Source organism: Lysinibacillus sp. NPDC095746 (genome assembly GCF_044763535.1).
Classification (GTDB): domain Bacteria; phylum Bacillota; class Bacilli; order Bacillales_A; family Planococcaceae; genus Lysinibacillus.
Map to the genome: position 1 here is coordinate 41756 of NZ_JBIWGL010000017.1, position 25694 is coordinate 67449.

Sequence of the window (25694 nt, forward strand, 5' to 3'; positions counted from 1 at the left end):
TGTGGATTGTCAAGTATGAATTTTAAAGAAAAACTAATAGATTAATGATTAACAAAGCAACTGCAATTTTGCAGTTGTTTTTTGTGAAAAATTTTACGTAAAAATACTCGTTGTGATAAAAATATTCTGCAAAAAGCGCATTTTTCTTAGTTGGATATAGTTGACAATTTGTGACGGAATTGTGTACACTAAAAATACATAAAGTTGTCACAAAGAGGAAAAATAAATGTTCACGAACAGAGGGGTGCTTTTATGTTTGGATTAAACATTTTATTAGTTGCTTTCGCATGTGTTACGATTCCGCTTGTTGTTGCTTCAGTAATGTTAGACATTTTTTATGCAGAAAAGAAACAAGTTCGTTTTTCATTACGCCGTACATCTATGTGGTATTCCTGCATGTTTGCTTTAGCATTTATACCGTCGGTTTTATACATGACACTAAAATAATAATCATTTAGGGGTAATTGATTATTTAAAAATTATAGTAGCAGCTACAATTTTGCGTTGTAGCTGTTTTTTATTTCCCTGAAGAGAATTGTGGATGTGCCGAGAAAATTGTGTAATATTATTCATTTTATTGAATTGGTAAAATAGTAAATATTATGTGTTTTTTTATCTAGTTACATTGACTACTTTTACCCATTGTGTTAATTTGAGGAGGAAAAAGATGGGCAAATCTGCTGAAAGGTAGAGACGCAAAGCTACAGGTCTAAGGTAATGAATACTATGATGGCTGAGCTGCAAAGGAGTACTAGTTAAGTACATCTATAGCTAGTCATATTCTTTGATGCCTATTTCTTTTGAAATAGGTTATTTTTTTTGCCCAAAATACGATCAAGGAGGAAGTAATAATCATGAAGTTGTTTAAAAATGTTTCATTAAAAAGCAAACTTTTACTAACGGTTTCTATTATTGTTTTGCTTCTAATTGCTATTATTACTACACAAAGTATTAGAGAATTAAACAATCGAATGTCTGTTGATTTAGAGCAAGAGTTGAAAAGTGTTGGTTTATTGACAGCTATGAATCTTGATAGGAATGATGTTAAAGATTTATTGACTGAAAAGGGAGAGACGAATGCTAAATTTAAAAAAATTCAAAAGCAACTCGATAAGATTCAAGAAGAACAAGGTATTATGAGTTGGAGCTATATTTGGGATGTGAAGGACGCAGATGGCGTTAACCCGATCGGCTATACATCTAATTTGAACGAGGTCTATGAAGCGGGTGAAATCTTTACTGATTTAGCAGATGAACATGTAAAAACGGCTAAATTGGCAATTAAAAATAATAGCACTGCTGTAACTGATATTTTCGAAGATCCTTATGGTTCATGGCGAACTGTGTTTACCCCTATTAATGATGACAATGGCAAGCTCATTGCTTTATTAGGTATTGATTATTCTGCGGACTACATAAATACAATCATTAAAACAAGTGTCATAAAACAAATCGTTCTAGCTGTTATTGGAATTTTACTTCTATTAGTTTTACTCTACATAATTATTGATCGTCTATTAAAACCACTTAAGAAAGTAGTGAACGCTGCAAATCAAGTAGCGAATGGACAATTAATAAATGTAGATTTAGAAATAACGAAGGACGAAATCGGAAATTTATCTAAATCTATTCAAACGATGGTTTCCAATTTACAACATATTATTTTAAATATTAGAAATACATCTGACAACGTTTCTTCAGCTGCTAATCAGCTAACTATTAATGCAGCAGAAACATATAACAGCTCAACAATTATTGCCCAAGACATGGGACAAATCACGCAAAACGCTGAGGCTTCAATGGTTATGACTGAGGAAACGGCTGCTGCTATGGAGGAAACAGCGACAGGCATCCAGCAAATTGCTGACTCTGCTAATACGGCAGCCGAATCATCTATTTCTGCTTCTCAAGCTTCAGAACGTGGAAATCATGTTGTTCAGCAGGTCATTGCACAAATGGAGTTGATTAATGATTCTGTTGAACAAATCGGTACAACAATAAATGGATTACATCTCAATACGAAAAAAATTAGTGATATCGTAAATCTTATTACAGCCATAGCCGATCAAACAAATTTACTAGCTTTGAATGCGGCAATCGAAGCTGCTAGAGCAGGAGAGCATGGCAAAGGCTTCGCGGTTGTCGCTGATGAGGTTAGACGATTAGCGGAACAATCATCACAGTCTGCGACGGAAATATACAATTTAATTAGTACAATACAAGCTGATTCAAATGCCTCTATCACTGTTATGGAAAAAGGGAAAGAAGATGTAAAGGCTGGTATGGAGTTTACAAACGAAGTAGGGGAAATCTTTAAAGAAATTCTCACTTCATCAGAAGAAGTTGCCAGTCAGATACGCGAAATTTCAGCTGCATCTCAACAAATTTCAGCTTCTTCGGAGGAAGTAGCAGCATCTGTCAATAATATTAAGCAATCTGCGGAGCAGTCTTCTGAATTCTCGGCGAATGTGTCAAGTGCAACGCAAGAGCAATTGACGACCATGCAAGAGGTGAAAGAAGCATCTTCTTCATTAGGAAAAACAGCAGAAGAATTGCAAGTACTTGTAGCAAAATTCAAATTGGAGAATGATCAATAATGGACATTAATTTTAAAGGAAAAAATGTACTAATTACGGGTTCAAGTAAAGGAATCGGCAAAGCCATTGCTTTGGGCTTTGCCGAGCATGGGGCCAATATATGTATCAATTATATTGGTGATGAAAACGAGGCAGAGGAGGTTCGTGCGCAAGCAGAAAAGTTTGGTGTACAGGCTATAAAATATAAAGCAGATGTATCGAATTCTCAACAAGTTCAAGCTATGTATCAATATATGGACAAACAGTTAGGCGAAATTGATGTTCTTGTCAATAATGCTGGGTTCGCGCAGGCTTCAAGCATTACGGATTTAACAGATGAGCAGTGGGATAAAATGATCAAAGTTCATCTATATGGTTGTTTCTACAATTGTCGAGAAGCAGCAAAAAGAATGAAAGAACGAAACAACGGAAAAATGATTAATATTTCTTCTGATATTGGTAGTTTAGGTTGTGAGGAATTTACGCATTATTCTGCTGCAAAGGGTGGTATTAATGCATTTACGAAGGCTTTAGCACGTGAGTTGGCACCTTCTATACTAGTCAATGCAGTAGCTCCTAGTGGTACATTTACAGACATCCTAAAGGAATTTGGAGAAAATTATGTTGAGGAAGAGTCTGCTAAATATCCGTTAAAACGATTGGCTCAACCAGAAGAAATCGCAAAGACCGTATTATTTTTAGCTTCAGAAAATGCGAATTTCTATACGGGTCAAATATTAACACCAAATGGCGGAGTCGTTATGAACGGTTAATGTGAAAAACTGAGGAGCAATACTATGTTAAATATAATCATCTTTAGCTTATACTTAATTTTTATTTATTACATTGGATATAAAGGATACAAACGAGTTAATACTGCGGAGGATTTAATTGTTGCTGGGTGGAGCATGCCTTTATCTGTTGTCACAGGAAGTCTAGTGGCTGCCTTATTAGCAGCCCCATTCTTCTTTGCAGCAGTGGGTTCTGGTTACACAAGTGGCGGCTTTGAAGGGTCAGCGACAATGGGCGGTTTAGGGACTTGTATGATTCTTGGAGCACTCATTTGGACGAAGCCATTACGTAGATTAAAGGGCTGGACATTGGCAGATTACTATGGATTAAGATATGGCAGTAAAAAGCTAGGTGCTTATACAGGCGTCGTCATGGCAATTGCCTTTGGAGTCTTTAATGCTGCTGCGTTAACAGTTGGTGGTACGTATATTATTCAGCAGCTGTTGCAAATTGATTTCATTCCAGCAGCATTACTTTTTGTATCATTAACTGCCTTATATTCTGTAATTGGTGGCCTATGGGCTGTAGCCTATACGGAAATTGTTCAGGGGGCACTGGCAGTAGCAGGTATAGTAGGGATCACAATTTTTATCTTATTCTATTACCCTGATGTAACATTTAACCCGGAGTGGTGGAATATTAGTGAACTCTTCAATAAGGCTGGAGCAGAGTTTTGGACGCTATATCTTGTGTTAGCACTTGGTGATATTCCGGCAGTGGACTTAGGACAAAGGGTAGCCGCGGCTAAAAGTCCAAAAGTAGCACAGCGCAGTATGATTATAGCTGGAACTATTATTATCGCGATCAGCTGGATTCCGGGTATGTTAGGAGAAGCGTTCAAAACGATTTATCCTGGTAGCACAAATCCAGAGACATTAATGCTTGCTTTTGCTCAAGGATATTTCCCACCGTTATTAGCAGCCATCTTTTTAACAGCAATGGCAGCGATGGGGATGTCTACTGTAGCCGCGTGTTATGTTGCAACTTCAGGAATTGTTACGAAAAACATTTATTTAGACTTTATTAATCGTAACCCAGATCCTAAAAAACTATTAAGATTTTCAAGACTTATTATTATTTTAAGCGCTTTGCTAGGTTTAGTTCTAGCGGTCAGCTTCCAGAAAGTAATTGATTTAGCATATTTGGCATGGGATATTATATTCGTGACAATTTTCTGGCCAATCGTTTTAGGGCCGTTTTGGAAGCGAGTAAGTACACCGGCAGTTTGGGCGAGTATATCTGTCGGGTTAGTTTATTACATTCTTACATCTTTAACACATGTGCCTAGTCTTCCTATCCAATCAGAGGGGTTTTTAGGTTTATTAAATGAGCTGTGGCAGGCACCTGTTTTCTCAGGCGTTGTGATCACAGGTATTACAATTGTTATTGTTAGTTTGATTATTCCACCTTCACAACATGTTCTCGAGATGCATAAAATTGAAAAAGATAAGACTTTAGACAATGTAGGCAGTAAAGAGGAATTAAAGGAACATTCAAATTGATAATTATTGATAAATAAAAACGGAAATATGAGGGCATTGATTTTCAATGCCCTCATGTTTTTTTATGCGGAAAATAACACTAGCTGTTTTGGCCAAAAAAAAGTAAGTTTTCACATAGATAATAAGGCTGTACGTGATGGGGCAATCAAGATATCCTCCATTCTAATGACAGAAGAACGGATTCCCGCAGAAATTAAGAATGAAAAGATAATCGTTAGAATAAAATTTCTATTAACATGGATGAAATAAACCTATCGATTATCTTTTTGAGGGTGGGATATGGATGAAAACCTTTTTTCTTATATTTCTAGGAATGACCTATTTATTACTAGCAAAGTTAGTCGAAGCGGCTATCTTTAGCAACATCTATTTTTTAATTGGTTTAGGAGTATTAATAGCAGGAATTATTCAATATGTTAAAGAATGGTATATCTATAACGATAGATTAAATGAAATGAAAGAGGCGAGTGAGGAGGAGCTTATGGCTATCCCTCATACGCATTGCATCATCTCAAATGATTGTTTAAATGCTTTATTACTAAATGAACTAACAAATACACTTTTTCTCGTAAGTAGAGAAAATTTAGAAGAAGATTTGATTAAAAAAGAAATCCCATTCAATAAAATATATGAAGTTGCTATAGTAGAGGACGACATGTATATTGCTAGGACTAGCAATAGTTTAATAGGTGGTTCATTACTTGGTGAAGATCTGGATATAGAAGAGGAGTTCGATGATGAGGACCTTGAGGATACCGCTGTGTCTCAATTGACGTTGAAAATTGTAGCTGATAACTTATCTGATCCTATTCTAGAATATGATTTTCTCGATGATGGTGAGCCTATATCAAGAGAAGAGGATGAGTATCAAGAAGCATTACAGTTATGTGAGGAATGGTTTCAGAAGATCAGTGTTATTATCAAACGTTATGAGCTTGAAAGGGTACCCATTAGACAGTGGCAATAAATTAATATGTAGAAATGAAAGCTATCTCGAACGTAATGTCGAGATAGCTTTTTTATAGATTGATATTTTAAACCTTAAGTAAGTGTCCCAAACTGCTCGGGGTACAAAGAAATCTCTGTTAAAAACCTAACACGTTCACATTCCCCAAATTAAGAACCGGTACTTTAAATTTTAAATTGCTGTAATTGGATATTTAGCTCTTCAGCCATACTAGCGAGTTGATTTGCACTTCTTGAAATTTCCTCCATAGTAGCGGCAGTTTCCTCTACTGTTGCTGTTGTTTGTTCTACACCAGCTGCAGACTCTTGAGAAATAGAAGCCATTTCATCAATAGAGACATTGATAGACTCGGAATTTTGAGCAACTTTATTAAGATTGCCTGAAATGGTATTTATGTTAAGGATCATTTCTTCAACGGCTTCCGAAATTTGGTCAAATGTTTCGTTTGTTTGATTTAGTTGGGCGTTTCCTCTTTTTACTTCCTCATAGCCGGATTGCAGAGCAGCTGTTACGTTGCCAGTTTCTCCTTGAATACGGTTGACGATTGTTGAAATATCAGTGACAGAGAATTGTACTTGTTCTGCCAGTTTACGAACTTCATCAGCTACAACTGCAAAACCTTTACCATGCTCTCCTGCGCGAGCCGCTTCGATGGCAGCGTTTAAGGCAAGTAAATTTGTTTGATTTGAGATGTCATCAATGACAGAAACAAGTTTGGAAATTTCAGCAGACTGCACATTCAAGCCTTCAACTTTTTTCACTGAATTTAACACAATCTCATTAATAGCTGCCATTTGTTGTGTTGACTGTATCATTAAGTCTTTACCAGTTGTTGTTAGTTCTTGTACATGACTTGAATGTTCTTTTAATTTAATGCCTTCCTGTGTTGTTTCGTGAATACTACGTTGGAAAGAAGACATTGTTCCGGCTAAATCACCTGCTGTAGATGCTTGCGTTTCTGTGCCAGAGGCTAGCTCCTGCATAGTCACGGTAATTTGTTCTGTACCTGTTTGCACTTCATTCGAAGATTGGGCAAGCTCCTCGCTACTCGCTGCTACTGTTTCGGAAATGGTATAGATTGAGCTAATCGTTTGCTTTAATTTTTCATTCATTTCATTGGCGGAAAGCATTAATTGACCAATCTCATCACGATGAGTTACTGGAAGTAGTTCATGTTGTAAATTGCCATCCGCTAATTCACTCATACGCTTTGTGACAATTGTAATAGGCTTAGAAATATCTCTAGCAGTGATAATAGCGATTAGGACACCTGCGATTGTCAATACGATGCTAACAATCAGTCCAACTGTTTTATTGCTTAAACTTGTGGATACTACGTCATCACCTACCGTAGTAATGGCATCCGAGCGTTTATTGGCTAAGTCTTCATAACCAATACGAACTTCGGTTACAAGATTATTCATAGCTGTTAAATTTTTTAATGCTAATTCTCTATCACCTTTTTTATAAACATCGAATACTTCGGTGTTAACGCGATTGCTCCATGTACGTGCCATTTCTACTAGCGCATCACGCTCAGGTGTATTTTCGTATTTCTCTACAATACTGTAATTTTCCTCTGCGATTTTACGATATTCATTAAACGTTTCTATGTATTTTTCATCACCAGATACAACATAACTTAAAGCTGCAGAGAGACGAACGCTCATAGACATTGCTAAATTTTTACTTGCCGTTAAGACTTGTAAATCTTCTTTTACTAAACCTTCTGCTTGTTTTTCCATCTTATTATTAGAAATATAAGAATAGGCTGTAAAACAAACCACTAATACTAATAAAAGAAGAAATGCACTTAATATTCGAGCTTTAAGTGTTTTAAACTGAAAAATACCTTTCATCTTTTCCCACCCTTTGCTAAATGGTCTATAAAGTTGTTATAGTACAAATATTATTTTATAACTAATTCTTTAGATAAATAAGCCCTTTTATTGGAAAAGTGAAAAATAGTTTTTTAGTACAAAAATATTTTGGTGTTAATGGGGGAGGTAGTTAAAAATATAGTGTCTTATGCGCAATTATGGATTTTTTTTATTGTTTTTATGTATTTTTTCCTATTTAAGAAAAAGCACTTGCTGCACAAGTGCACCAAGCGCTCTCAAATCAGAAAAGAAAACACATCTTCATCTCGCCATTTTTCAGCTGGTCATTATTGTTGTTTTGCTTTTTTAGCTAGTCGTTCCCATTGTAGTAATGAAGGATATGGATCAAATGCCCATTCTGTACGGCCATTGAACTTATATATGCCATAGTGAAGATGAGGCGGGAATTTTCCGGACGTTCCTTCTTTACCGTAACCAGAACTACCAACATAACCGAGAACAGTTCCAGGCTCGACAAAGTCGCCTACATTAATCTTCTTATTATAACTACCAAGATGGGCATAATAATGATATGAGTTATGATTATCGCGAACTCCTATGCGCCAACCACCAAATTGGTTCCAGCCCTTTATTTCCACTACTCCATAAGAGGTAGAAAGTACGGGAGTACCATAGCTAGCGAAAATATCTGTTCCTTCATGAATACGGCGTCCACCCCAGCCCCTATTATCTCCCCATGTACTCCGATAACTGTAATCGTAATTAGTAGGGATTGGGAATGTGTGGTCATCGAGCTCAGTTGATTTGAAATGACTATACATTTTGGAAATGGTGAAGATTTGATTTACGGCCTGTTCACTTCCGTAATATTCCCATAAAGCTAATTTAAAGTCCTCATCAGTTGTTCCAAATTTACTTAAAAATGTAGCCATGGAGAAAATTATATCGGCATCATCCTTTGGGCTAGCAACTCCGTCACCATTGCCATCTAGTCCCATCCCGCCAAAGTAACTAATTGTTTCTGGGCGAGTATCATCTCGTACAGGATTTAAAGCACCTGACCAATATTCATCAGAAAATTGAATGGCAATGATACCATCCCGTTTCGGAATATCTTTACGAACGGATTGTAAATTTCGTTCATATTGATCAATGGCTGCCAAAAAATGCCATGGAATAAGTAATTCATCAAATTGTACATAATAGGCCATACGTTGTTGCACAATTTCTTCTTGGGTGGGTTCTTCTTTTGCTAAAGCAACAGAGGGGAGAGTAAAACTCCATAATAACATCCATAATAAAAGGAATATAAAATGGCGATTCAAATAGTGGACCTCCTTTCTAACGTTAGAATAACCGAATTTTTAATCTTCATTCAGCACTTTTTGTGGGAAAATGAAGCGGTAGAAATGAGCAATTTTTGTAAAAGACGACGCACGTAATGTTGATTTTCGTTCCGGCTGGCCGCTTCGCTTTCGCTCAGAGCAAAGCTTCCTGGGGGGCCGTCCGACGAGCCGCTTGGGGCAACAGATGTTTTTTGTGCGAAAGCGAAGTGTCAACGTAGCGGCAGCAACAGATGTTTTTTGTGCGAAAGCGAAGTGTCAACGTAGCGGCAGCAACAGATGTTTTTTGTGCGAAAGCGAAGTGAAACGTAGCGGCAGCAACAGGATGTATGCCTTCATTCCGCTATTGCTGATCCCCAAGAGTCGCACTCTCCACTCCAATCAACTAATAAGCCGAAAAACGAAAGGCGAAACGTTTAATTTTATCGTTAGCGTTTAAACTTCTTTTTTTCAGAGGAAAAAATTAAAGGCAATAAGAAGAAATTTCGACAAAGAAAAAGTAATGGGTATCATAATGTCATTTCCTTCATACTATGTTATAAATCAAGCCCTGAATGGAGGGAAGGCTATCAACATTTTAGATAAAGTGAAAAGCTATCGCGAAGAAGAAAATCGGCTAAAGTGGGAAGGTACATTTGCAGATTACTTAAACATCGTCAAGGAAAGACCTGAAGTTGCTCAAACGGCCCATTCACGCGTCTACAATATGATAAAAAGTGCTGGTGTAGAGGAACGCGATGGGCAAAAAATGTATGAATTTTTTGGGCAAGAAATTTTTGGGCTTGAAACAGCAATTGAAAGACTGGTGGAGGAATATTTCCATCCAGCAGCGCGAAGATTGGATGTTAGAAAACGTATTTTGTTATTAATGGGACCAGTAAGTGGTGGTAAATCAACAATAGTAACCTTGCTGAAACGTGGACTCGAGCATTTTTCGAGAACTGATGAAGGTGCAGTTTTCGCAATTAAGGGATGCCCAATGCATGAGGATCCTCTACATTTAATTCCACATCATTTGCGTAATGATTTTTATGAGGAGTATGGTATACGAATTGAAGGAAGCTTATCGCCTTTAAATACGATGCGTCTTGAAAAAGAGTACGATGGACGTATTGAAAATGTGATGATTGAACGTATTACTTTTTCTGAAGACAAACGTGTGGGCATAGGAACATTTACGCCGTCAGATCCAAAATCGCAAGATATTGCCGATTTAACAGGTAGTATTGATTTCTCAACAATTGGAGAATTCGGTTCAGAATCTGACCCTCGTGCTTATCGCTTTGATGGTGAGTTAAATAAGGCAAACAGAGGTATGATGGAGTTCCAAGAAATGCTAAAGCTTGATGAAAAATTCTTATGGAATTTATTGTCTTTAACACAGGAAGGTAATTTTAAAGCAGGACGATTTGCATTGATTAGTGCAGATGAGTTAATTGTTGCGCATACAAACGAAACGGAGTATCGTTCATTTATTTCAAATAAAAAGAATGAGGCGTTACATTCACGTATTATTGTCATGCCGATTCCGTATAACTTAAAAGTTAGTCAGGAAGAATTGATTTACGAAAAAATGATTAAAGAAAGCGATATGTCACATGTGCATATTGCGCCGCATGCATTGAAGGCCGCAGCAATCTTTTCGGTTCTAACAAGGCTGGAAGTACCGAAAAAACAAGGTGTGGATCTTATTAAAAAAATGCGACTGTACGACGGAGAAAATGTGGAGGGATTTAATTCCGTTGACTTAGAGGAGCTTAAAAAAGAGTTTCCGAACGAAGGCATGAACGGTATTGATCCACGGTATATTATTAATCGTATTTCTTCTGCTATTATCCGAAAAGAGATACCATCTATTAATGCGTTAGATGTTCTACGTGCACTAAAGGATGGGCTTGACCAGCATGCTTCCATTTCTCAGGAAGATCGAGAAAAATATATGAACTATATTGCAGTTGCTCGAAGAGAGTACGATGAAATTGCCAAGAATGAAGTGCAAAAAGCATTCGTTTATTCGTATGAAGAGTCTGCGAAAACATTGATGAATAATTACCTCGATAATGTAGAGGCGTTTTGTAATAAAAATAAAATTTTCGATCCACTGACTGGTGAGGAAATGAATCCTGATGAAAAGTTAATGCGCTCTATTGAAGAGCAAATAGGCATTTCGGAAAATGCAAAAAAAGCATTCCGTGAGGAGATATTAATCCGTATTTCTGCTTATGCTCGAAAAGGTAAGCGTTTTGACTATAATTCTCATGAAAGATTACGGGAAGCAATACAGAAAAAATTATTTGCGGATCTTAAGGATGTCGTAAAAATTACAACATCTTCAAAAATGCCGGATGAATCACAGCTGAAAAAGATTAATGAGGTTGTGGCAAGACTTGTTGATGAGCATGGCTATAATACAACGTCTGCTAATGAATTATTGCAGTATGTTGGTAGTCTGTTAAATCGTTAGTGCTTTGACCTATTCAGTGGAAACTATAAGACTATTGATAGGAATGAATAGGAGTGTCCCATTTTAGGGCACTCCTTTTATCTTCATATAAGTTCAAGAAAGCGAATGACTAGCATAGTATAGAAAAAGCGAATTTGATAGATGGGTGAGGATAAAAATGACTGAAAACGATCATAAACGTTTTGCCATTTCTCAGGAAAATTGGTCCCTCCATCGTAAAGGGCACCAGGACCAGCAACGGCATATGGAAAAAGTAAAAGATGCTATTAAGAATAATTTACCTGATTTAGTTAGTGAAGAAAGTATTGTCATGTCCAATGGTCGCGAGGTAATTAAAATACCGATACGTTCACTTGATGAATATAAAATTCGATATAACTATGATAACTCCAAGCATGTTGGGCAAGGTCAAGGAGACAGTAATGTAGGTGATGTGGTTGCGCGTGATCCCAGCAAAGGTAATCAGGCTAATGGTAAAGGAAAAGAAGCTGGTGACAAGCCAGGTCAGGATTATTATGAAGCTGAAGTAAGCATTGAAGAGGTTCAAAATGTGTTATTTAACGAGCTTGAGCTACCAAACCTACAGCAAAAAGAAAAAGCGGATATTAAGACGGAAAAAATTGAGTTTAACGATATTCGAAAAAAAGGTTTAATGGGAAATGTCGATAAAAAGCGCACAATCCTTAATGCGCTAAAGCGTAATGCGATGCAAGGAAAACCAGACATTACGCCAATTCATAATGATGATCTGCGTTTTAAAACGTGGGATGAAGTGGAAAAACCTGAATCGAAGGCAGTGGTCCTTGCCATGATGGATACAAGTGGCTCCATGGGCTCCTTCGAAAAATATTGCGCAAGGAGCTTCTTCTTTTGGATGACCAAATTTTTGCGCTCCAAGTATGAAACAGTGGAAATTGAGTTTATTGCGCATCATACTGAGGCGAAAGTAGTAACAGAAGAGGAGTTTTTTACGAAGGGAGAAAGCGGTGGAACGATTTGTTCATCTGCTTATATAAAGGCATTGGAACTAATTCGGGATAAGTATAATCCCGCTCGCTATAATATTTATCCAGTACATTTTTCAGATGGTGAAAATATATCAATGGATAATGAAAAGTGCTTGAAGCTAGTAGGAGAGTTAATGGATGTATCGAGCATGTTTGGATATGGTGAAGTCAATCAGCATAACCGCTTTTCTACACTTATGTACACTTACAAAAAAATAGATGATCCTAAATTTAGATATCATATTTTGAGAAAAAAAGGCGATGTGTATGATGCCTTAAAGAGCTTTTTCAAAAAAGATGAATCTTAAATCATGTTAAGGAGGAGGCGGAAAAGTGGAGATGAACGAGCTTGAACGAGCAATTGATGAAATCACAGAAATTGCCTCAAGCTTTGGCTTAGATTTCTTTCCAATGCGCTATGAAATTTGTCCAGCAGATATTATTTATACATTTGGCGCATATGGTATGCCTACTCGATTTTCACATTGGAGCTTCGGTAAACAATTCCACAAAATGAAGCTTCAATATGATTTAGGGCTAAGTCAAATCTATGAGCTAGTGATTAACTCTAACCCTTGTTATGCATTTTTACTTGATACTAATACGTTAACACAAAATAAATTGATTATTGCGCATGTATTGGCCCACTGCGATTTCTTTAAAAATAATGTACGCTTCTCCAATACTAGAAGAGATATGGTGGAGAGTATGACTGCAACAGCTGAACGGATAGCTGGCTATGAAAGAGAATATGGAAAGGAAGAGGTCGAACAGTTTCTAGATGCGGTTTTAGCGATTCAGGAGCATATCGATCCTTCCCTTTTACGACCAAAATTGTCTTGGGATACCGAAGATGACCTTGAAGAGGAAAATCCTCAAGTAAAGTCACCGTATGATGATCTTTGGCGTTTAGACGATAAGGAAAGTGAGTATAGATCGGTAAGGCGAAAAATAAAGCACTTCCCGCCAAAGCCAGAAAAAGATATATTGCTATTTTTAGAGGAGCATAGTCGAGAGCTCGAGGACTGGCAGCGAGATATATTAACGATGATGCGTGAGGAAATGCTTTATTTTTGGCCACAATTAGAGACAAAAATAATGAATGAGGGCTGGGCTTCCTTTTGGCATCAACGCATCATGCGTGAGCTTAAGCTAACAACAGCGGAAACGATTGAATATGCGAAATTAAATGCAGGTGTTGTGCAGCCTTCAAAAACATCCATTAATCCTTATTACCTTGGTGTGAAAATTTTTGAGGATATTGAGAACCGCTATAATCATCCAACGGAAGAGATGAGAAAGCGAGGTGTTCAGCCAAACTCTGGTCGAGAGAAAATGTTTGAGGTTAGAGAGATAGAATCTGATATCTCTTTTATCCGTAACTATTTAACGAAGGATTTAGCGAAACGAGAAGATCTATATTTGTTCCAGAAAAAGGGCAGTGAATACCGTATTACAGATAAAGAGCATGAAATGGTACGAGATCAGCTTGTATCGATGCGTGTAAACGGGGGATTCCCATATATCGTCGTTAAAAATGGAGATTACCTTCGAAACGGAGAGCTCTATTTAGTACATGGCTATGAAGGGATGGAGCTCGATCCACACTATTTAGAAAACGTTTTGCCATATATTTATCAGCTATGGGGTCGTTCTGTACATCTAGAAACAAATGTGGATGGAAAGCCAATGCTTTATTCATATGATGGGACAAAAAATTATAAACGCAATGTGTGAGGTATTACGAAAAAACTTCTATCTGTGGTATGAAATATCCCTGCAGATAGAAGTTTTTTGCAGCCCAGAATCAAGGTTCATCGCCTATGTTCCACCAAGGCGTTTTCCTGGAGGCGTTCGATGAGCGCGGTAAACTTTATTCCGTTGTTATTTTCATCTTCACTACTTTCACTATGATTCACTTTACTGTCTCTTACTTTTATGCCTTGTTGCCCGCAAGCTTCATCGTTATTGTCACCAGCAATACCGCTTCAGCCGTTCCCATCAGCAAATTAGGGGTTTGTATTTCTAGTACTGCCATTTATGCATTTTGACCGCCTTCGTTGGCCTTAGTACCGACATCCTTATTTATTTGTCCTCCACCTTCAGCTCTTTCAAAATGGATTTCTTTATTGCCAATATTAATAGTAAGATGGATGGTAATATGATTTTTAGATGGATCTTTTGATTGTTCATTATCAGGCATAATTTTCACCTCCTTATTTTAGCATTACTATTATGTTATTAATCTTTCTCTAGCTTACTTGTTCATGTAGCCCTAAAAAGTATAAATAATGTGAGGGGATGGAGACTGAAAAACTGTTCCTTATCGTAAAATTTGATAAAATGAATAGGATTTGAATATAAGAAGAACTGGAACGGTGAAATAACGTTGAGAACATTTAAAAAGGTTTATATAGAAATAACGAGTGTCTGTAATTTAGCATGTAGCTTTTGTCCACCAACTGCTCGTGCAAAGGGACTTATTAAAGTAGAACAATTTAATAAAATATTGGATGAAGTACGGCCTCATACGAAATATATTTATTTGCATGTAAAAGGAGAGCCACTATTACACCCACGTATTGATCAGCTACTTGACGCAGCACATGAGAAAGGTTTTAAAGTTAACATTACAACGAACGGTACACTGATTAAAAAGAATCGTGAAAAGATACTAGGGAAACCAGCCTTACGCCAAATCAATTTTTCTTTGCATAGTTTCGACGGTCATGAGGGATCGGAAAATCGTGAGAAATATTTAGGGGATATATTAGATTTTGTGCGTGCTTCGAAAGACTATAATACGATTATTTCATATCGATTATGGAATTTACAAAAGGATCATGTAACAGATCTTGCGGCACGGAGAAATCGTGAAACGCTTGAAATTCTAGAAAATGAATATAATCTTGATTATCGCATCGAAGAAAAAGTGCAGCCTGGTAAAGGTGTAAAGATTGCTAATAATATTTATTTAAATCAGGATCATGAATTCAAGTGGCCAAGTTTACTGGAAGCGGAGGATGAAGGCAAAGGCTTTTGCCATGCACTACGAAGCCAAGCCGCTATTTTAGTGGACGGTACAGTAGTGCCTTGCTGTCTTGATGGTGAGGGCGTTATTAATTTGGGAAATGTGAATGAGCAATCCTTTACAGACATTGTTCAAGGACAACGGGCAAATAATATTGTCGACGGATTTTCACGTAGAGAAGCTGTAGAAGAGCTATGCAGAAAATGTGGCTATCGTCAAAAGTTTGGAATGTAAAAAAAGATCCATTTGGTTGTAGACTAAATGGATCTTTTATATGGTTAAAACAGGTTCATCACCAATGGATGATATTGGTTGAAAAAATAATTTTTGGCTAGCCATCAAACAGCTCCAACGTTATTGATTATTGGAGCTGTTTTTCTTTGATTGTGAATCAATAGTATCTAAAAAATCCTTCGTAATGCGTACTACGTATTTCACTTCGTCTAAATTGCGCTCCCTTAATACTGATCGATGTATATCAAGCATAAGATTCTTTTCTTCAATATCAGTAACACCGGATAATTTTTGAAAATTAAAAAGCTCCTCAGGGGCAATATCTAATGCTTTCATTAGCGTTTCTAAAGTGCTTAATGTGATATTAGACTGTCCGTGTTCAATGTTTGAGATTCGTCCTTTACTAAAACCTAGTTTCCCCGTTTTTTCTGCTACTTCTTCCTGACTAAGCCCTTTAGATACCCTAATAATACGGAGTTGTTCGCCTACTAGCTTTAAAAAGTCTGACATATGATTCACCTCTATGTAAAAAGCTAGTGAAAAACATTAAAAATGCCTATACCATTATAGTGGTATAATAGAGATAATGTTCTAATAAAATGGTACAATGATTAATGGTAAGTTTTTATTGAGAGAAAAGCCATGTGTAAAACGGTGTTGATTTATTCTTAGAAGCTTGTTTTAGAGATTGGAGGATTCATGCATGGTAAAGCGTTATCGATTAGATGAAGTTGCTAAAATAGAAGAGGGAAAAATAGTACCGAAGAACAAGTATTTTACAAACGTCGGAGTCCCCCTAATTACAGCAGAAAATTTAAAAAAGTTAATGCTAAATGGTAATATTGAACAATTACCAAAAGTTAATATTACATTGAAAGAACATTTAAAGTGTTCACTAGTACCAGCTAAAACCATCATTTTTACGAAAGCTAATTTGAAGGAAGCAAATAAATATATTTATCAATGCGAAACTGAAATGTGTATTGCAAATGATATCGTCGCTATTATTCCAAATGAAACAATTATTTTAAGTGATTATTTATTACACTTTCTCAAATGGTATCAAATTCATAAAGAATGGCATCATTTGTACGATATACCTATAGATATCCCGATGTTAGCTGTCCAACAAAAAATGGTGCAAATTTTAAATAAGATTCAGTTTTTATTAAAGAATAAAGAGTCTTTAATGACAGCTGTAGAAGTGTTACCACAGAATTTTCACAATTTCTCGATGCAAATTGAAAATCACTCAAAAAGTTTACATCATGGGTTTAATCAGGCTCAGCATCGTTATGATGTTATGCTACATAAAATTTTTAAGGGTGAGCTTTAATAAAATTGCACAATAATCAGTTCTTTATCTCCACTGGAATTAGATAAAATAATTTAGTCGGTGTAAAGGTCAACATCTTTCACACCGACTTTTATCAATTATGTCGAGGTATAAGTGTACCTGTCGCTATGCTTTAATACAAAAGACATCTGCAGCTTCCGTTACATAAAACATATGCCTGAGTTAAATTTCGATAATTATTGGTAAAATCATTGGTTTTCTTTTTGTTTGTGTAAATAGATATTGACCGACAGCTCTTTTCATTTCTCTTTTTAAGACATGGATTGGCTGCTTAGTTTCTTCCTGCAGCTCATTGACCGTTTCTTTGACGAGAATATTTACTTTCGTTAACAGCTCCTCAAAGTCTTTGGCATAAACAAAGCCTCGCGAAATTGTATCCGGTTCTGAAATGAAGGTGCCATCTATTTTATTAAGTGTTATAACGATAACAAGCATGCCGTCTTCTGATAGCTGTTTGCGATCTCGTAAAACAATTCCTTCGACTTCACCAATACCGATACCGTCGACATACGTATCACCTGAAGGGATTTTACGTGTTTGCCTAGCCATTGCATGTTCAATATCCACAACATCCCCGTTTTTCATAATAAACGTATGCCCTCTTTTGACACCAACGGACTCAGCTAACAAACGGTGCTGATGTAACATACGGAATTCACCATGAATCGGAATAAAAAATTTGGGCTTCATTAGCGTCAGCATTAGTTTTAAATCTTCCTGGTAACCATGACCTGAAACGTGCATACCTGTATGACTAGCCGAACCATAAATAACCTTTGCACCTAGCTGGAATAAATTATCAACAATCCGTGAAACACCCTTTTCATTTCCAGGAATAGGGGATGAAGCTAATATAACTGTGTCATCAGGTAAAATTTTCACTTCACGATGATTTCCATTTGCTAAGCGAGAGAGTGCAGCTAATGGCTCACCTTGACTTCCCGTACATAACACAACAACTTCCTCGGGTGGAAGATATTTTACTTCACGAGCATCTATTAACATATCCTCTGGAATGTTTAAATAGCCTCGCTCAAGCGCAACATCTACAACATTCACCATACTCCGACCAAGTAAGGCAAGCTTTCTATTTGTCGTAATCGTTGCATCTACAATTTGCTGTATGCGATTAACATTAGAAGCGAAAGTAGAGATAACAATTTTACGCTCGGCATGTAAAAATGCATCTTCTATATGACCACCGACAAGCTTCTCTGAAGGAGTTAAACCAGGTCGTTCAGCATTCGTACTTTCAGAAATAAGTACTAGCACCCCTTCTGATCCTATCTCGGACATTTTATGAATATCTGCAAACTGATTGTTGACAGGCGTTAGATCAAATTTAAAATCTCCAGTGTGTACGACATTTCCTTCGGGTGTATTTATAACGATACCTAAGCAATCAGGTATACTATGGTTTGTTCTAAAGAAACCAACATCAACTTGTCCGAAATTTAATGATGAATCGGAGCGAATTTCTATTAATTCAGTCTCTCTTAAAAGCTTATGTTCTTTCAGCTTTAGCTCGATTAAACCAAGAGTAAAACGTGTTGCATAAATAGGGACATTTATTTTTTTTAACAGATAAGGGATACCGCCGATATGATCCTCATGTCCATGAGTCACAATTAATGCTTTGATTTTCTCCTTATTTTCCAGTAGGTACGTAATATCAGGAATTATTAAATCGATACCTAGTAGGCTTTCGTCTGGAAATTTAGCGCCGCAGTCGATAATTAACATATCATTCCCGTACTGTACTACATACATATTTTTGCCAATCTCATTAATGCCTCCTAAGGCGAAAATCGATAATGTATTGTCTTTTGTGGACAAGCATATCCCCTCCTAATTTTTCAGTATGTTTCTTTAATGAAAATTCAGCATTAGTAGTATAGCTTTAAGCGTTTCATCCTATACGAAAAGACAATTTTAGGTTTAGCATTAATATTAGATTTTCATGAAGAATAGAATATAAGAACGTAAAGAATAAAGGGGATGACTGGTTGTCGAACTACTTACAACATGCGGTGTTTGAACATAGGTTTTGGTTAAGGATATTGAAAGATCATTCTCAATTTATTCATGATTCCTTGTATCCATCGGAAACAGAGGATATTAAAAGAGCGAGCGCATTTATTCTCAAATTTTCTCAGCTTCTTGCTTATGTTAATTCGATAGATGCCAATAATGCGGTGTCCTTCTCACTTACAGTCGATGAAGCTGTAGAACAACTAAAGCAATTTAAATTTTATTTGCTTAGAAAGCAATTAACGGGAAATATTAATATCCATCTACCACCTACTTTTATTAATCATATGGTGAATGAATTAGAGGAGTATCAAAATGTCCTTAGCTATCTGAAGAAGGGGGAAGTCCCGCCAATCTTTCATGAGCTACATCATCATTTACTCTGGCTGTTAGATGCATCAGGACATGCAGGTATCATTCATGACGATCTGGATGGTGTAGAAAGAAGGTTGAGGCAAAAAAGTACTACCTTTGCTCAACATTTTGAACAATTTTATTTGAAGGCAGTGGAGCTTACAGGATATTTGCGTTCAAATATAGACTCATTCCCCGCATTAACTCGCTTTAATCATGATGTGGATATAGAAATGGGATTATTCAAAACTTTTTTACGGGAGTTAGAGGAGATGGAGTTAAGTGCAGAAGTATTAGGTACATTTACAGCTCTAATGGCGGATCATATGCTAAGAGAGGAGCAATACTATTTATCAAAGCTTGCACAATCTAGAGGCGAAGGTTAATTTGCAAGATGAATCGCTGATAAAACTAAGTAAATCGCTGATAAACATCAAAGAATCGCTGATAAAACCAGATAAATCGCTGATAAACATCAAAGAATCGCTGATAAAACCGGGTAAATCGCTGATAAACATCAAAAAATCGCTGATAAAATGATGGCAATCTGAAGGTTTCAGGTTGCTTTTTTTATTCCGATAAATCAGCATAATGTACCGATAAAACTAAAAAACATTCCGATAAATCAGCATAATGTACCGATAAAACTAAAAAACATTCCGATAAATCTAGGAATGTTTTTAGTCTGGCAGATTTTTATGGATGAATAAAAACTCCAGTACCGATTGGAACGATGCTGGCGAGCTCTTCGACATCCTTATTATGCATGCGGATACAGCCACGTGAAACGGCATGACCGATTGAGCTAGGATTATTAGTTCCGTGAATACCGTAATGTTCTTTAGATAAACTCATCCACATTGTCCCAAACGGACCACCAGGATTTGGATCCTTATTAATGATTATAAAATGGCCAGTAGGTGTATCATGTAACATCCTACCGACTGCTATTGGGTATTGCTTTTGAAGAACATTATCCTTATATAATCGTAGCCATCGATTTTCAGTAGAAATATCTATTCGATAAGGGATAGTATTTGGATTAGGAAATCCAGGTATAACAATTTGTTGTCCTATATAAAGTACATTCGGATCTAGCCCTGGGTTAGCAGCCATTATGGACGCTAATGGCGTACGATAATTTCTCGCTATTTGGGACAAGGTTTCGCCTGCTCTAACTGTATGGATCAAAATCATCACCTCCTATAAAGTGGTTGCTTTAATACAGGTTATGCCGAAGAAATAGAAAATACCTTTATATTTTTATAAGGATAGCAACTACAGTTAGTTGGACATGATAAGCAGTAACAAACCATATCCAGTAATCGAGGAGATCTAGATGAAAGAATTTAAAATTACTTATTTTTTTGATGAACTACATTATGTAAGGAGATTTATCCATATAGAATCACAGGAAAAGGCAGAGGCATTAGTTCGCAGTGAACGAGATCAATATATATCCTTTACAGATAGTAGAGGGATGTATCATGAGCTGCATACAAGACATGTTCGGGTCATTCAAATATCTGAATATCATCGCATCGATAAAAGCTCGAAAACGAAAGACACATAATTTGTCCAACACTGCACATGCTATAAGTAAAGGAGTGAGTAATGATGGACATAGAAAAAAACATACCACATGAAAAAAAGATGTTTATGAACTTATCGAGTAAGGATAAGCCAGACATGGTAGATTCTGATAATATAAGTCTTTTCGATTTACACGAAGATATGCAAACGGTTGATCCTATACCGGTTAGAGAGCTCAATAAAAGAGTAGAACGAGAAGGCGATGAATTAATTGAATTGCAGCCGGATGAATTATAGAAGGTAGGGATTTGTATGGCTGATCATAATGAAGCTCAGTTTACTTCTGCTGGAACAAATATTAATGAAGTAAAAAGAAAAAATGCAGAAGGTGGGTTATCTTATAATGAAGTGAAAAAGCTACTAGCCCAAAGAGGTGGGACTGGTACGGAAATATATAGTGATACAGATGTCGAAGAAGTAAAGCAACAGATTCATGGGAAAAAGCAATAAGCTAATTGGGGAGGAGTATGAAAAAGTACTCCTCTTTTTATTTTGTAAGGATGAAAAAATCACTGATAAAAACTTCACTTTATTTTACAATGTAAAGTAAATGTATGGAGGTGTACGAATGAAGGAAAAACGTTGCCCGTTATGTGGACAAGATAATCATTGTGGGGTAGTAAATGGGCAAAAGGATTGCTGGTGTATGACAAAGAATTTCCCTAAAGAAATCCTTGAAGCAGTACCTAAAGAGCAATGTATTTGTCAAAAGTGCCTGGATACATACAAAAAAGATTAAACATATCCACGATTTTAGTTGGTTCTATGCACGACTTCGGTCCTTCTATCCACGATTCTGTTGGTTCTTCGTGCAAGCAATTATGCCTCGCCTCAACATAATTGCGCTGCCGCTTCGCTATCGCGCAGAAAAACAATGCCGCTGCCGCTTCGCTATCGCGCAGGTAAACAATGCCGCTGTCACTACAGAAAACACTCGCAGAAAGAAGTTAAAAATATTTTAATGCTGTTACAAAACAATAGAGATCAGTTGGTACAATTGTCTACCGCACAACAACCTATCGGACATATATTACTCTGAAAGGAGTGTGTCTAATGACTAAAACAGTTTTACTCAGTAATGTAACAAAGGTTTATTTAGAGGAAAACCAAAGGATCCTCGATAAAATGATGCAGGGCATGACCTATGTGACAATTACATGTAGTATTTCAGATAATTTTATTAAGCAAATATTACCGCATCAAGTAGCTGCTATTAGATTGTCGGAAAATGTTTTGCGATACACGACAAATATACTTGTACAAAATCTCGCGTTAGAAATAATAGCAACAAGTACGGAGACTGTTGAATGCCTCGAAGCGATACAAAATAGATGCTGTATCGTACAAAATTCGGAATGTGAATTGTACGATTATATGTGTGCTTTTAAGGAAATTACTGCGGCTATGTTCCAAGCAATGAGTTTACCGCCAGTTTCCAATAATATTAATATAAACTTTCTGCGAGCAATGATTGTTCACCATCAGGCGGGCGTTCGACTAGCGCAAAACGTTTTAAGGTTCTGTATTTGCCAAGAATTAATACCAATCCTTCGAAATATGATTCAAACTATGTGCGATCGTATTTGCGAAATGGAAAAATTACTAGATGCCTTAAAGGATTGCGAGAATTGCTAGTTTGAACGGAACATTTACAAAGTGAAAAAACGCTAGAGTCTAAGTCGATTTTAGCGTTTTTTTATGACTACGATGTATTTTTAGTAAAACTCAAACGCTTGATGAAAAATAATCAAGCATTCTCAACAGAAGGTGCGCGCATAAATGTTACTGTTCGTTTGTTACTATCGTAAAGACACCACTCTCGATGATCAACAACCGATCCAACATTGATACCGTATTGCTTTTCTTGTAATGCGATTGGTTGGCCATAGCGAATACGAATAGGTAGCTTTTTATTGCGATGATAAAGACCTGATTCATGACTATGCCCGAAGAAAAGAAGCGATTTTGTAAATGGCGGAAATGTTGGTTGCCAAGTAACACTCCATTTAAATTGATGTCCATGCATAAGTGTTGCACCATCAATCTCCATAGTTTCAGGTAACTGTGTAAATCGTTCAATGCCAGTTACACGTGTAATACGCTCTTCCTGATTGCCACGAATAGAGGGGAATGTTAGTAAATTTTCAAAATCATTTTCTACTATTGCAGCTTTTTGTAGCGGTATACCCGACATTGTTTGAGCCTTTTTCTTACTTACAGTACATTCGTATAAATCACCTAATCCCAATACCTTTGCATCTTCCGCAGTTTGCTTAATATGCGCTAGAACCGCCTTAGTATCTTCTATATTAGAATGTAAATCTCCTAAAAGTGCGTACAGCATTTTAAATCATGCCTTTCATTAATTATGCCTCGGCATAATTGTGTGACATCTGCCGGGCTTTAACTTCTTTCAGCAAATGTGTGGATACCTACTGACAAGTAATCTCACAAAGCTACACTTTCGCTCAAAAGACACTTGTTGAAAGAAGTTAATCATTATACAAATATCATACACCTAACAGAAATTGATAGAAAAGTAAAATGTATAAATATATTTAGTTACATATGGATTATATGTTGGTACATGACCATAACGTCGAGTTAATTCCCGTTCTGAGCTGTATGCTTTCCTAGAATCGTCCGATGAGCCGCTTAGGGCAATAGCTATTGGTCACAAAGGCGTTATCATAGGACGCGATGTATTTAGCCTGCATTCCCCAATTGCTAATCTCAAAGAGTCATTTGTCTCCCTCGATTCAACTTTTCCGCATTTAACAAAATGAGCCTAATAAGTGTAGAAAAATTGCCAACAATTTCATAGATTGATAAAATATAATTGTAATTTTCTGAATCTTCAAGACAATTATACATGTTATGAAGGACATGAATATTAATAATCTGGGGGGCTTATGATGACGATGTTAATGACAGATATGCTACAAAAATATGCTATGCAGCAACCAAATGGGATTGCAACAGTTTACGATGGGACAAAGCTATCCTATAGTGAATTTTATAAAAGTGCCGAAACATTCGCTGCATACTTACAAGAGCAAGGTTTTAAAAAAGATGATGTAATTGCATTATATACGCTCAACTCAGATTTATTTTTAATCGCTTATATCGGTGTTCAGTTAGCAGGCTATGTTGTCATGCCCATTAATACAAAACTAGCAGCTCCAGAGGTCGAATTTATTTTTAATCATTCAGAAGCTAAAGGACTTATTTATGATGAAAGGTTAGAGGATGTACTCGCAACTATTGGCTATCCATTTCAATATATTGTAGGGCTCGATGTAATGAAAGGCGTCATTACAAACTATCCAGGTCAAAGAAAAGCTATCAAATTGGAGCCTCATGATACTAGTGTTGTTATGTATACTTCTGGGACGACGGGTAAACCGAAAGGAGTAATGCTAACTCATCAAAATATTGTATCAACTGCGGACATATGGTCGTCCTCAATGGATATGACCAATGAGGATAGAATGTTTATTTGTACGCCTTTATTTCATTGCGCAGGTCTTCATGTATTTGCGATGCCGATGTTTTATAAAGGCGGTACTATAGTTATAGAAGAGGCTTTTTCTTCGACTAACACATTAGAACAGTTAGTTGTTACAGATTCAACAATTTTCTTTGGTGTTCCGTCAATGTATACAATTATTTTAAATACACCTAACTTTAAGGAACATACATTTAAAAATTTACGTTTATTATGTTACGGAGCGGCACCGATGCCTTATGAGCTTGTTAAGCAAGTGAAGGAGGCATTTCCTAATGTGAAAGTACAAAACCTGTACGGACAAACTGAAAATACCCCTGCCACCACTTCTCTTTTAGACGCCGATGCATTGACAAAGATTGGATCAGTGGGAAAACCATTAGCCCAAACGGACGTCCGTGTTGTTGATAGCTTTGGTGAAACGGTGCCAGCGGGTGAGGTAGGAGAAATTTGTGTCAAAGGACCACAAGTTATGAAAGGTTATTTACGTAATCCTGAAGAAACAGCTAGAGCCATTAAAGATGGTTGGCTCTATTCAGGAGATTTAGGGCGTTTTGATGAAGACGGTTATCTCTATATTGTTGATCGTAAAAAAGATATGATCATTCGAGGTGGCGAAAATATTTATCCTATCGAGGTTGAAGAGGTTTTATATCAACTGCCAGAAATTTTAGAAGCAGCCGTTGTCGGTTTTCCACATGAAGTATATGGCGAAGTTCCGAAAGCATTTGTCGTATTGAAAGAAGGAAAGTCTTCCGATGAAGAGGCGATATTGGCGTATTGTCGGACTCAGCTCGCGAAGTATAAAGTGCCACATGAAATTGAATTTTTAACTGAGTTACCACGTAATGCTTCTGGGAAAGTTTTGAAGCATACATTACGACCAAGAGTAAGTACGCCATAACGTGTAAAACAGTTTGATAAAATATGAAAATAGCAAACAAAGTAATACCTTAATCAGACGCACAATATAGAGATGCTTTTGTGTAGAGGAAATAGGTTAGGCCTGGTGCGCAATTGCGTTCGAGGCTTTAGGCCAACAGATGTTTATGACGCAAAAGCGTAGTGCTATCGTAGCGGCGGCTGCATGAAAT

The 25694-nt window shown here is 36.7% G+C and carries 24 protein-coding genes and 1 riboswitch; of the genes, 17 read left to right on the forward strand and 7 right to left on the reverse strand.

Translation table 11 applies throughout. The features are described from left to right. Nucleotides 1-252 precede the first annotated feature (252 nt). The 5 genes from ACIQ7N_RS13840 (at nt 253) to ACIQ7N_RS13860 (ending at nt 5837) form a co-directional block, all read left to right on the forward strand. On the forward strand, nt 253-447 hold the full coding sequence (locus ACIQ7N_RS13840) for a hypothetical protein (protein ID WP_132363440.1): 195 nt from the start codon (nt 253-255) through the stop codon (nt 445-447). 213 nt (nt 448-660) lie between these two features. After that, nucleotides 661-746: riboswitch (cyclic di-GMP riboswitch) on the forward strand. A 108-nt stretch (nt 747-854) separates the two neighbouring features. Next, the gene (locus tag ACIQ7N_RS13845) at nt 855-2597 is read left to right on the forward strand and encodes a methyl-accepting chemotaxis protein (protein WP_402932954.1); all 1743 of its coding nucleotides are present in this window, start codon (nt 855-857) and stop codon (nt 2595-2597) included. After that, nucleotides 2597-3349, forward strand: a complete 753-nt coding sequence (locus tag ACIQ7N_RS13850; protein ID WP_402932957.1) for an SDR family NAD(P)-dependent oxidoreductase — start codon at nt 2597-2599, stop codon at nt 3347-3349. Before ACIQ7N_RS13845 ends, ACIQ7N_RS13850 begins: the two co-directional genes overlap by 1 nt. A gap of 24 nt (nt 3350-3373) precedes the next feature. Beyond that, nucleotides 3374-4870: a sodium:solute symporter family protein gene (locus ACIQ7N_RS13855; RefSeq protein WP_402932960.1), complete on the forward strand. Its 1497-nt coding sequence runs from the start codon at nt 3374-3376 to the stop codon at nt 4868-4870. A gap of 283 nt (nt 4871-5153) precedes the next feature. Further along, nucleotides 5154-5837, forward strand: a complete 684-nt coding sequence (locus tag ACIQ7N_RS13860; protein ID WP_402932963.1) for a hypothetical protein — start codon at nt 5154-5156, stop codon at nt 5835-5837. A gap of 164 nt (nt 5838-6001) precedes the next feature. On the opposite strand, the gene ACIQ7N_RS13865 is transcribed toward ACIQ7N_RS13860, so the two are convergent. Further along, nucleotides 6002-7696, reverse strand: a complete 1695-nt coding sequence (locus ACIQ7N_RS13865) for a methyl-accepting chemotaxis protein (protein WP_402932965.1) — start codon at nt 7694-7696, stop codon at nt 6002-6004. Between the two features lie 308 nt (nt 7697-8004). Further along, a complete protein-coding gene (locus ACIQ7N_RS13870; RefSeq protein ID WP_402932968.1) occupies nt 8005-9003 on the reverse strand; it encodes a M23 family metallopeptidase in 999 nt (332 codons plus the stop codon). 586 nt (nt 9004-9589) lie between these two features. On the opposite strand from ACIQ7N_RS13870, the gene ACIQ7N_RS13875 reads away from it, so the two are divergent. The 3 genes from ACIQ7N_RS13875 to ACIQ7N_RS13885 all read left to right on the forward strand — a co-directional run bounded on the left by ACIQ7N_RS13875 (nt 9590) and on the right by ACIQ7N_RS13885 (nt 14229). After that, nucleotides 9590-11485, forward strand: coding sequence for a PrkA family serine protein kinase (locus tag ACIQ7N_RS13875; protein ID WP_402933082.1), 1896 nt, complete (start codon nt 9590-9592; stop codon nt 11483-11485). 157 nt (nt 11486-11642) lie between these two features. Next, a complete protein-coding gene (yhbH, locus tag ACIQ7N_RS13880; RefSeq protein WP_248717192.1) occupies nt 11643-12800 on the forward strand; it encodes a sporulation protein YhbH in 1158 nt (385 codons plus the stop codon). A gap of 31 nt (nt 12801-12831) precedes the next feature. After that, on the forward strand, nt 12832-14229 hold the full coding sequence (locus tag ACIQ7N_RS13885) for a SpoVR family protein (RefSeq protein ID WP_402933085.1): 1398 nt from the start codon (nt 12832-12834) through the stop codon (nt 14227-14229). Nucleotides 14230-14530: 301 nt separating this feature from the next. On the opposite strand, the gene ACIQ7N_RS13890 is transcribed toward ACIQ7N_RS13885, so the two are convergent. Next, nucleotides 14531-14695 (reverse strand): hypothetical protein, encoded by a 165-nt coding sequence (locus tag ACIQ7N_RS13890; RefSeq protein ID WP_402932970.1) that lies wholly within the window; start codon nt 14693-14695, stop codon nt 14531-14533. A 186-nt stretch (nt 14696-14881) separates the two neighbouring features. Here ACIQ7N_RS13890 and ACIQ7N_RS13895 point away from each other — a divergent pair, with 186 nt between their 5' ends. Beyond that, nucleotides 14882-15757: a radical SAM/SPASM domain-containing protein gene (locus ACIQ7N_RS13895; protein WP_402932973.1), complete on the forward strand. Its 876-nt coding sequence runs from the start codon at nt 14882-14884 to the stop codon at nt 15755-15757. A 120-nt stretch (nt 15758-15877) separates the two neighbouring features. Here the strand turns inward: ACIQ7N_RS13895 and ACIQ7N_RS13900 are convergent, their stop codons facing one another. After that, nucleotides 15878-16267 (reverse strand): helix-turn-helix domain-containing protein, encoded by a 390-nt coding sequence (locus tag ACIQ7N_RS13900; protein ID WP_132363424.1) that lies wholly within the window; start codon nt 16265-16267, stop codon nt 15878-15880. Nucleotides 16268-16460: 193 nt separating this feature from the next. On the opposite strand from ACIQ7N_RS13900, the gene ACIQ7N_RS13905 reads away from it, so the two are divergent. Further along, entirely contained in the window at nt 16461-17093 is a 633-nt protein-coding gene (locus tag ACIQ7N_RS13905) for a restriction endonuclease subunit S (RefSeq protein WP_402932976.1), read from the forward strand. Between the two features lie 183 nt (nt 17094-17276). On the opposite strand, the gene ACIQ7N_RS13910 is transcribed toward ACIQ7N_RS13905, so the two are convergent. Next, entirely contained in the window at nt 17277-18950 is a 1674-nt protein-coding gene (locus ACIQ7N_RS13910; protein ID WP_402932978.1) for a ribonuclease J, read from the reverse strand. Between the two features lie 170 nt (nt 18951-19120). Here ACIQ7N_RS13910 and ACIQ7N_RS13915 point away from each other — a divergent pair, with 170 nt between their 5' ends. Continuing rightward, on the forward strand, nt 19121-19885 hold the full coding sequence (locus ACIQ7N_RS13915) for a DUF2935 domain-containing protein (protein WP_132363418.1): 765 nt from the start codon (nt 19121-19123) through the stop codon (nt 19883-19885). 310 nt (nt 19886-20195) lie between these two features. Here the strand turns inward: ACIQ7N_RS13915 and ACIQ7N_RS13920 are convergent, their stop codons facing one another. Beyond that, nucleotides 20196-20690, reverse strand: coding sequence for a L,D-transpeptidase family protein (locus tag ACIQ7N_RS13920; RefSeq protein ID WP_132363416.1), 495 nt, complete (start codon nt 20688-20690; stop codon nt 20196-20198). A gap of 148 nt (nt 20691-20838) precedes the next feature. Between ACIQ7N_RS13920 and ACIQ7N_RS13925 the strand changes: the two genes are divergently transcribed. The 5 genes from ACIQ7N_RS13925 to ACIQ7N_RS13945 all read left to right on the forward strand — a co-directional run bounded on the left by ACIQ7N_RS13925 (nt 20839) and on the right by ACIQ7N_RS13945 (nt 22727). Further along, nucleotides 20839-21072 carry a hypothetical protein gene (locus tag ACIQ7N_RS13925; RefSeq protein WP_142510125.1) on the forward strand — a complete coding sequence of 78 codons (234 nt, stop codon included), beginning with the start codon at nt 20839-20841 and terminating at the stop codon, nt 21070-21072. A 44-nt stretch (nt 21073-21116) separates the two neighbouring features. Continuing rightward, nucleotides 21117-21329, forward strand: coding sequence for a hypothetical protein (locus ACIQ7N_RS13930; protein ID WP_132363508.1), 213 nt, complete (start codon nt 21117-21119; stop codon nt 21327-21329). Between the two features lie 15 nt (nt 21330-21344). After that, nucleotides 21345-21542 (forward strand): gamma-type small acid-soluble spore protein, encoded by a 198-nt coding sequence (locus tag ACIQ7N_RS13935; RefSeq protein ID WP_132363412.1) that lies wholly within the window; start codon nt 21345-21347, stop codon nt 21540-21542. Between the two features lie 118 nt (nt 21543-21660). Beyond that, entirely contained in the window at nt 21661-21831 is a 171-nt protein-coding gene (locus tag ACIQ7N_RS13940) for a cysteine-rich CWC family protein (protein ID WP_402932983.1), read from the forward strand. Between the two features lie 314 nt (nt 21832-22145). Next, the gene (locus tag ACIQ7N_RS13945) at nt 22146-22727 is read left to right on the forward strand and encodes a DUF305 domain-containing protein (protein WP_132363408.1); all 582 of its coding nucleotides are present in this window, start codon (nt 22146-22148) and stop codon (nt 22725-22727) included. Between the two features lie 112 nt (nt 22728-22839). Here the strand turns inward: ACIQ7N_RS13945 and ACIQ7N_RS13950 are convergent, their stop codons facing one another. Then, nucleotides 22840-23436 (reverse strand): metallophosphoesterase family protein, encoded by a 597-nt coding sequence (locus ACIQ7N_RS13950; protein ID WP_402932987.1) that lies wholly within the window; start codon nt 23434-23436, stop codon nt 22840-22842. Between the two features lie 571 nt (nt 23437-24007). On the opposite strand from ACIQ7N_RS13950, the gene ACIQ7N_RS13955 reads away from it, so the two are divergent. Further along, a complete protein-coding gene (locus tag ACIQ7N_RS13955) occupies nt 24008-25504 on the forward strand; it encodes a class I adenylate-forming enzyme family protein (protein WP_402932990.1) in 1497 nt (498 codons plus the stop codon). The last annotated feature ends 190 nt before the right edge of the window (nt 25505-25694 follow it).

Bases quoted from the DNA above. Each gene is read 5' to 3' on its own strand.
- ACIQ7N_RS13840 (WP_132363440.1), top strand. From the start codon at position 253: ATGTTTGGATTAAACATTTTATTAGTTGCTTTCGCATGTGTTACGATT.
- ACIQ7N_RS13845 (WP_402932954.1), top strand. From the start codon at position 855: ATGAAGTTGTTTAAAAATGTTTCATTAAAAAGCAAACTTTTACTAACG.
- ACIQ7N_RS13850 (WP_402932957.1), top strand. From the start codon at position 2,597: ATGGACATTAATTTTAAAGGAAAAAATGTACTAATTACGGGTTCAAGT.
- ACIQ7N_RS13855 (WP_402932960.1), top strand. From the start codon at position 3,374: ATGTTAAATATAATCATCTTTAGCTTATACTTAATTTTTATTTATTAC.
- ACIQ7N_RS13860 (WP_402932963.1), top strand. From the start codon at position 5,154: ATGAAAACCTTTTTTCTTATATTTCTAGGAATGACCTATTTATTACTA.
- ACIQ7N_RS13865 (WP_402932965.1), bottom strand. From the start codon at position 7,696: ATGAAAGGTATTTTTCAGTTTAAAACACTTAAAGCTCGAATATTAAGT.
- yhbH (WP_248717192.1), top strand. From the start codon at position 11,643: ATGACTGAAAACGATCATAAACGTTTTGCCATTTCTCAGGAAAATTGG.
- ACIQ7N_RS13885 (WP_402933085.1), top strand. From the start codon at position 12,832: ATGAACGAGCTTGAACGAGCAATTGATGAAATCACAGAAATTGCCTCA.
- ACIQ7N_RS13890 (WP_402932970.1), bottom strand. From the start codon at position 14,695: ATGCCTGATAATGAACAATCAAAAGATCCATCTAAAAATCATATTACC.
- ACIQ7N_RS13900 (WP_132363424.1), bottom strand. From the start codon at position 16,267: ATGTCAGACTTTTTAAAGCTAGTAGGCGAACAACTCCGTATTATTAGG.
- ACIQ7N_RS13905 (WP_402932976.1), top strand. From the start codon at position 16,461: ATGGTAAAGCGTTATCGATTAGATGAAGTTGCTAAAATAGAAGAGGGA.
- ACIQ7N_RS13925 (WP_142510125.1), top strand. From the start codon at position 20,839: ATGAAAGAATTTAAAATTACTTATTTTTTTGATGAACTACATTATGTA.
- ACIQ7N_RS13930 (WP_132363508.1), top strand. From the start codon at position 21,117: ATGGACATAGAAAAAAACATACCACATGAAAAAAAGATGTTTATGAAC.
- ACIQ7N_RS13935 (WP_132363412.1), top strand. From the start codon at position 21,345: ATGGCTGATCATAATGAAGCTCAGTTTACTTCTGCTGGAACAAATATT.
- ACIQ7N_RS13940 (WP_402932983.1), top strand. From the start codon at position 21,661: ATGAAGGAAAAACGTTGCCCGTTATGTGGACAAGATAATCATTGTGGG.
- ACIQ7N_RS13945 (WP_132363408.1), top strand. From the start codon at position 22,146: ATGACTAAAACAGTTTTACTCAGTAATGTAACAAAGGTTTATTTAGAG.
- ACIQ7N_RS13950 (WP_402932987.1), bottom strand. From the start codon at position 23,436: ATGCTGTACGCACTTTTAGGAGATTTACATTCTAATATAGAAGATACT.
- ACIQ7N_RS13955 (WP_402932990.1), top strand. From the start codon at position 24,008: ATGACGATGTTAATGACAGATATGCTACAAAAATATGCTATGCAGCAA.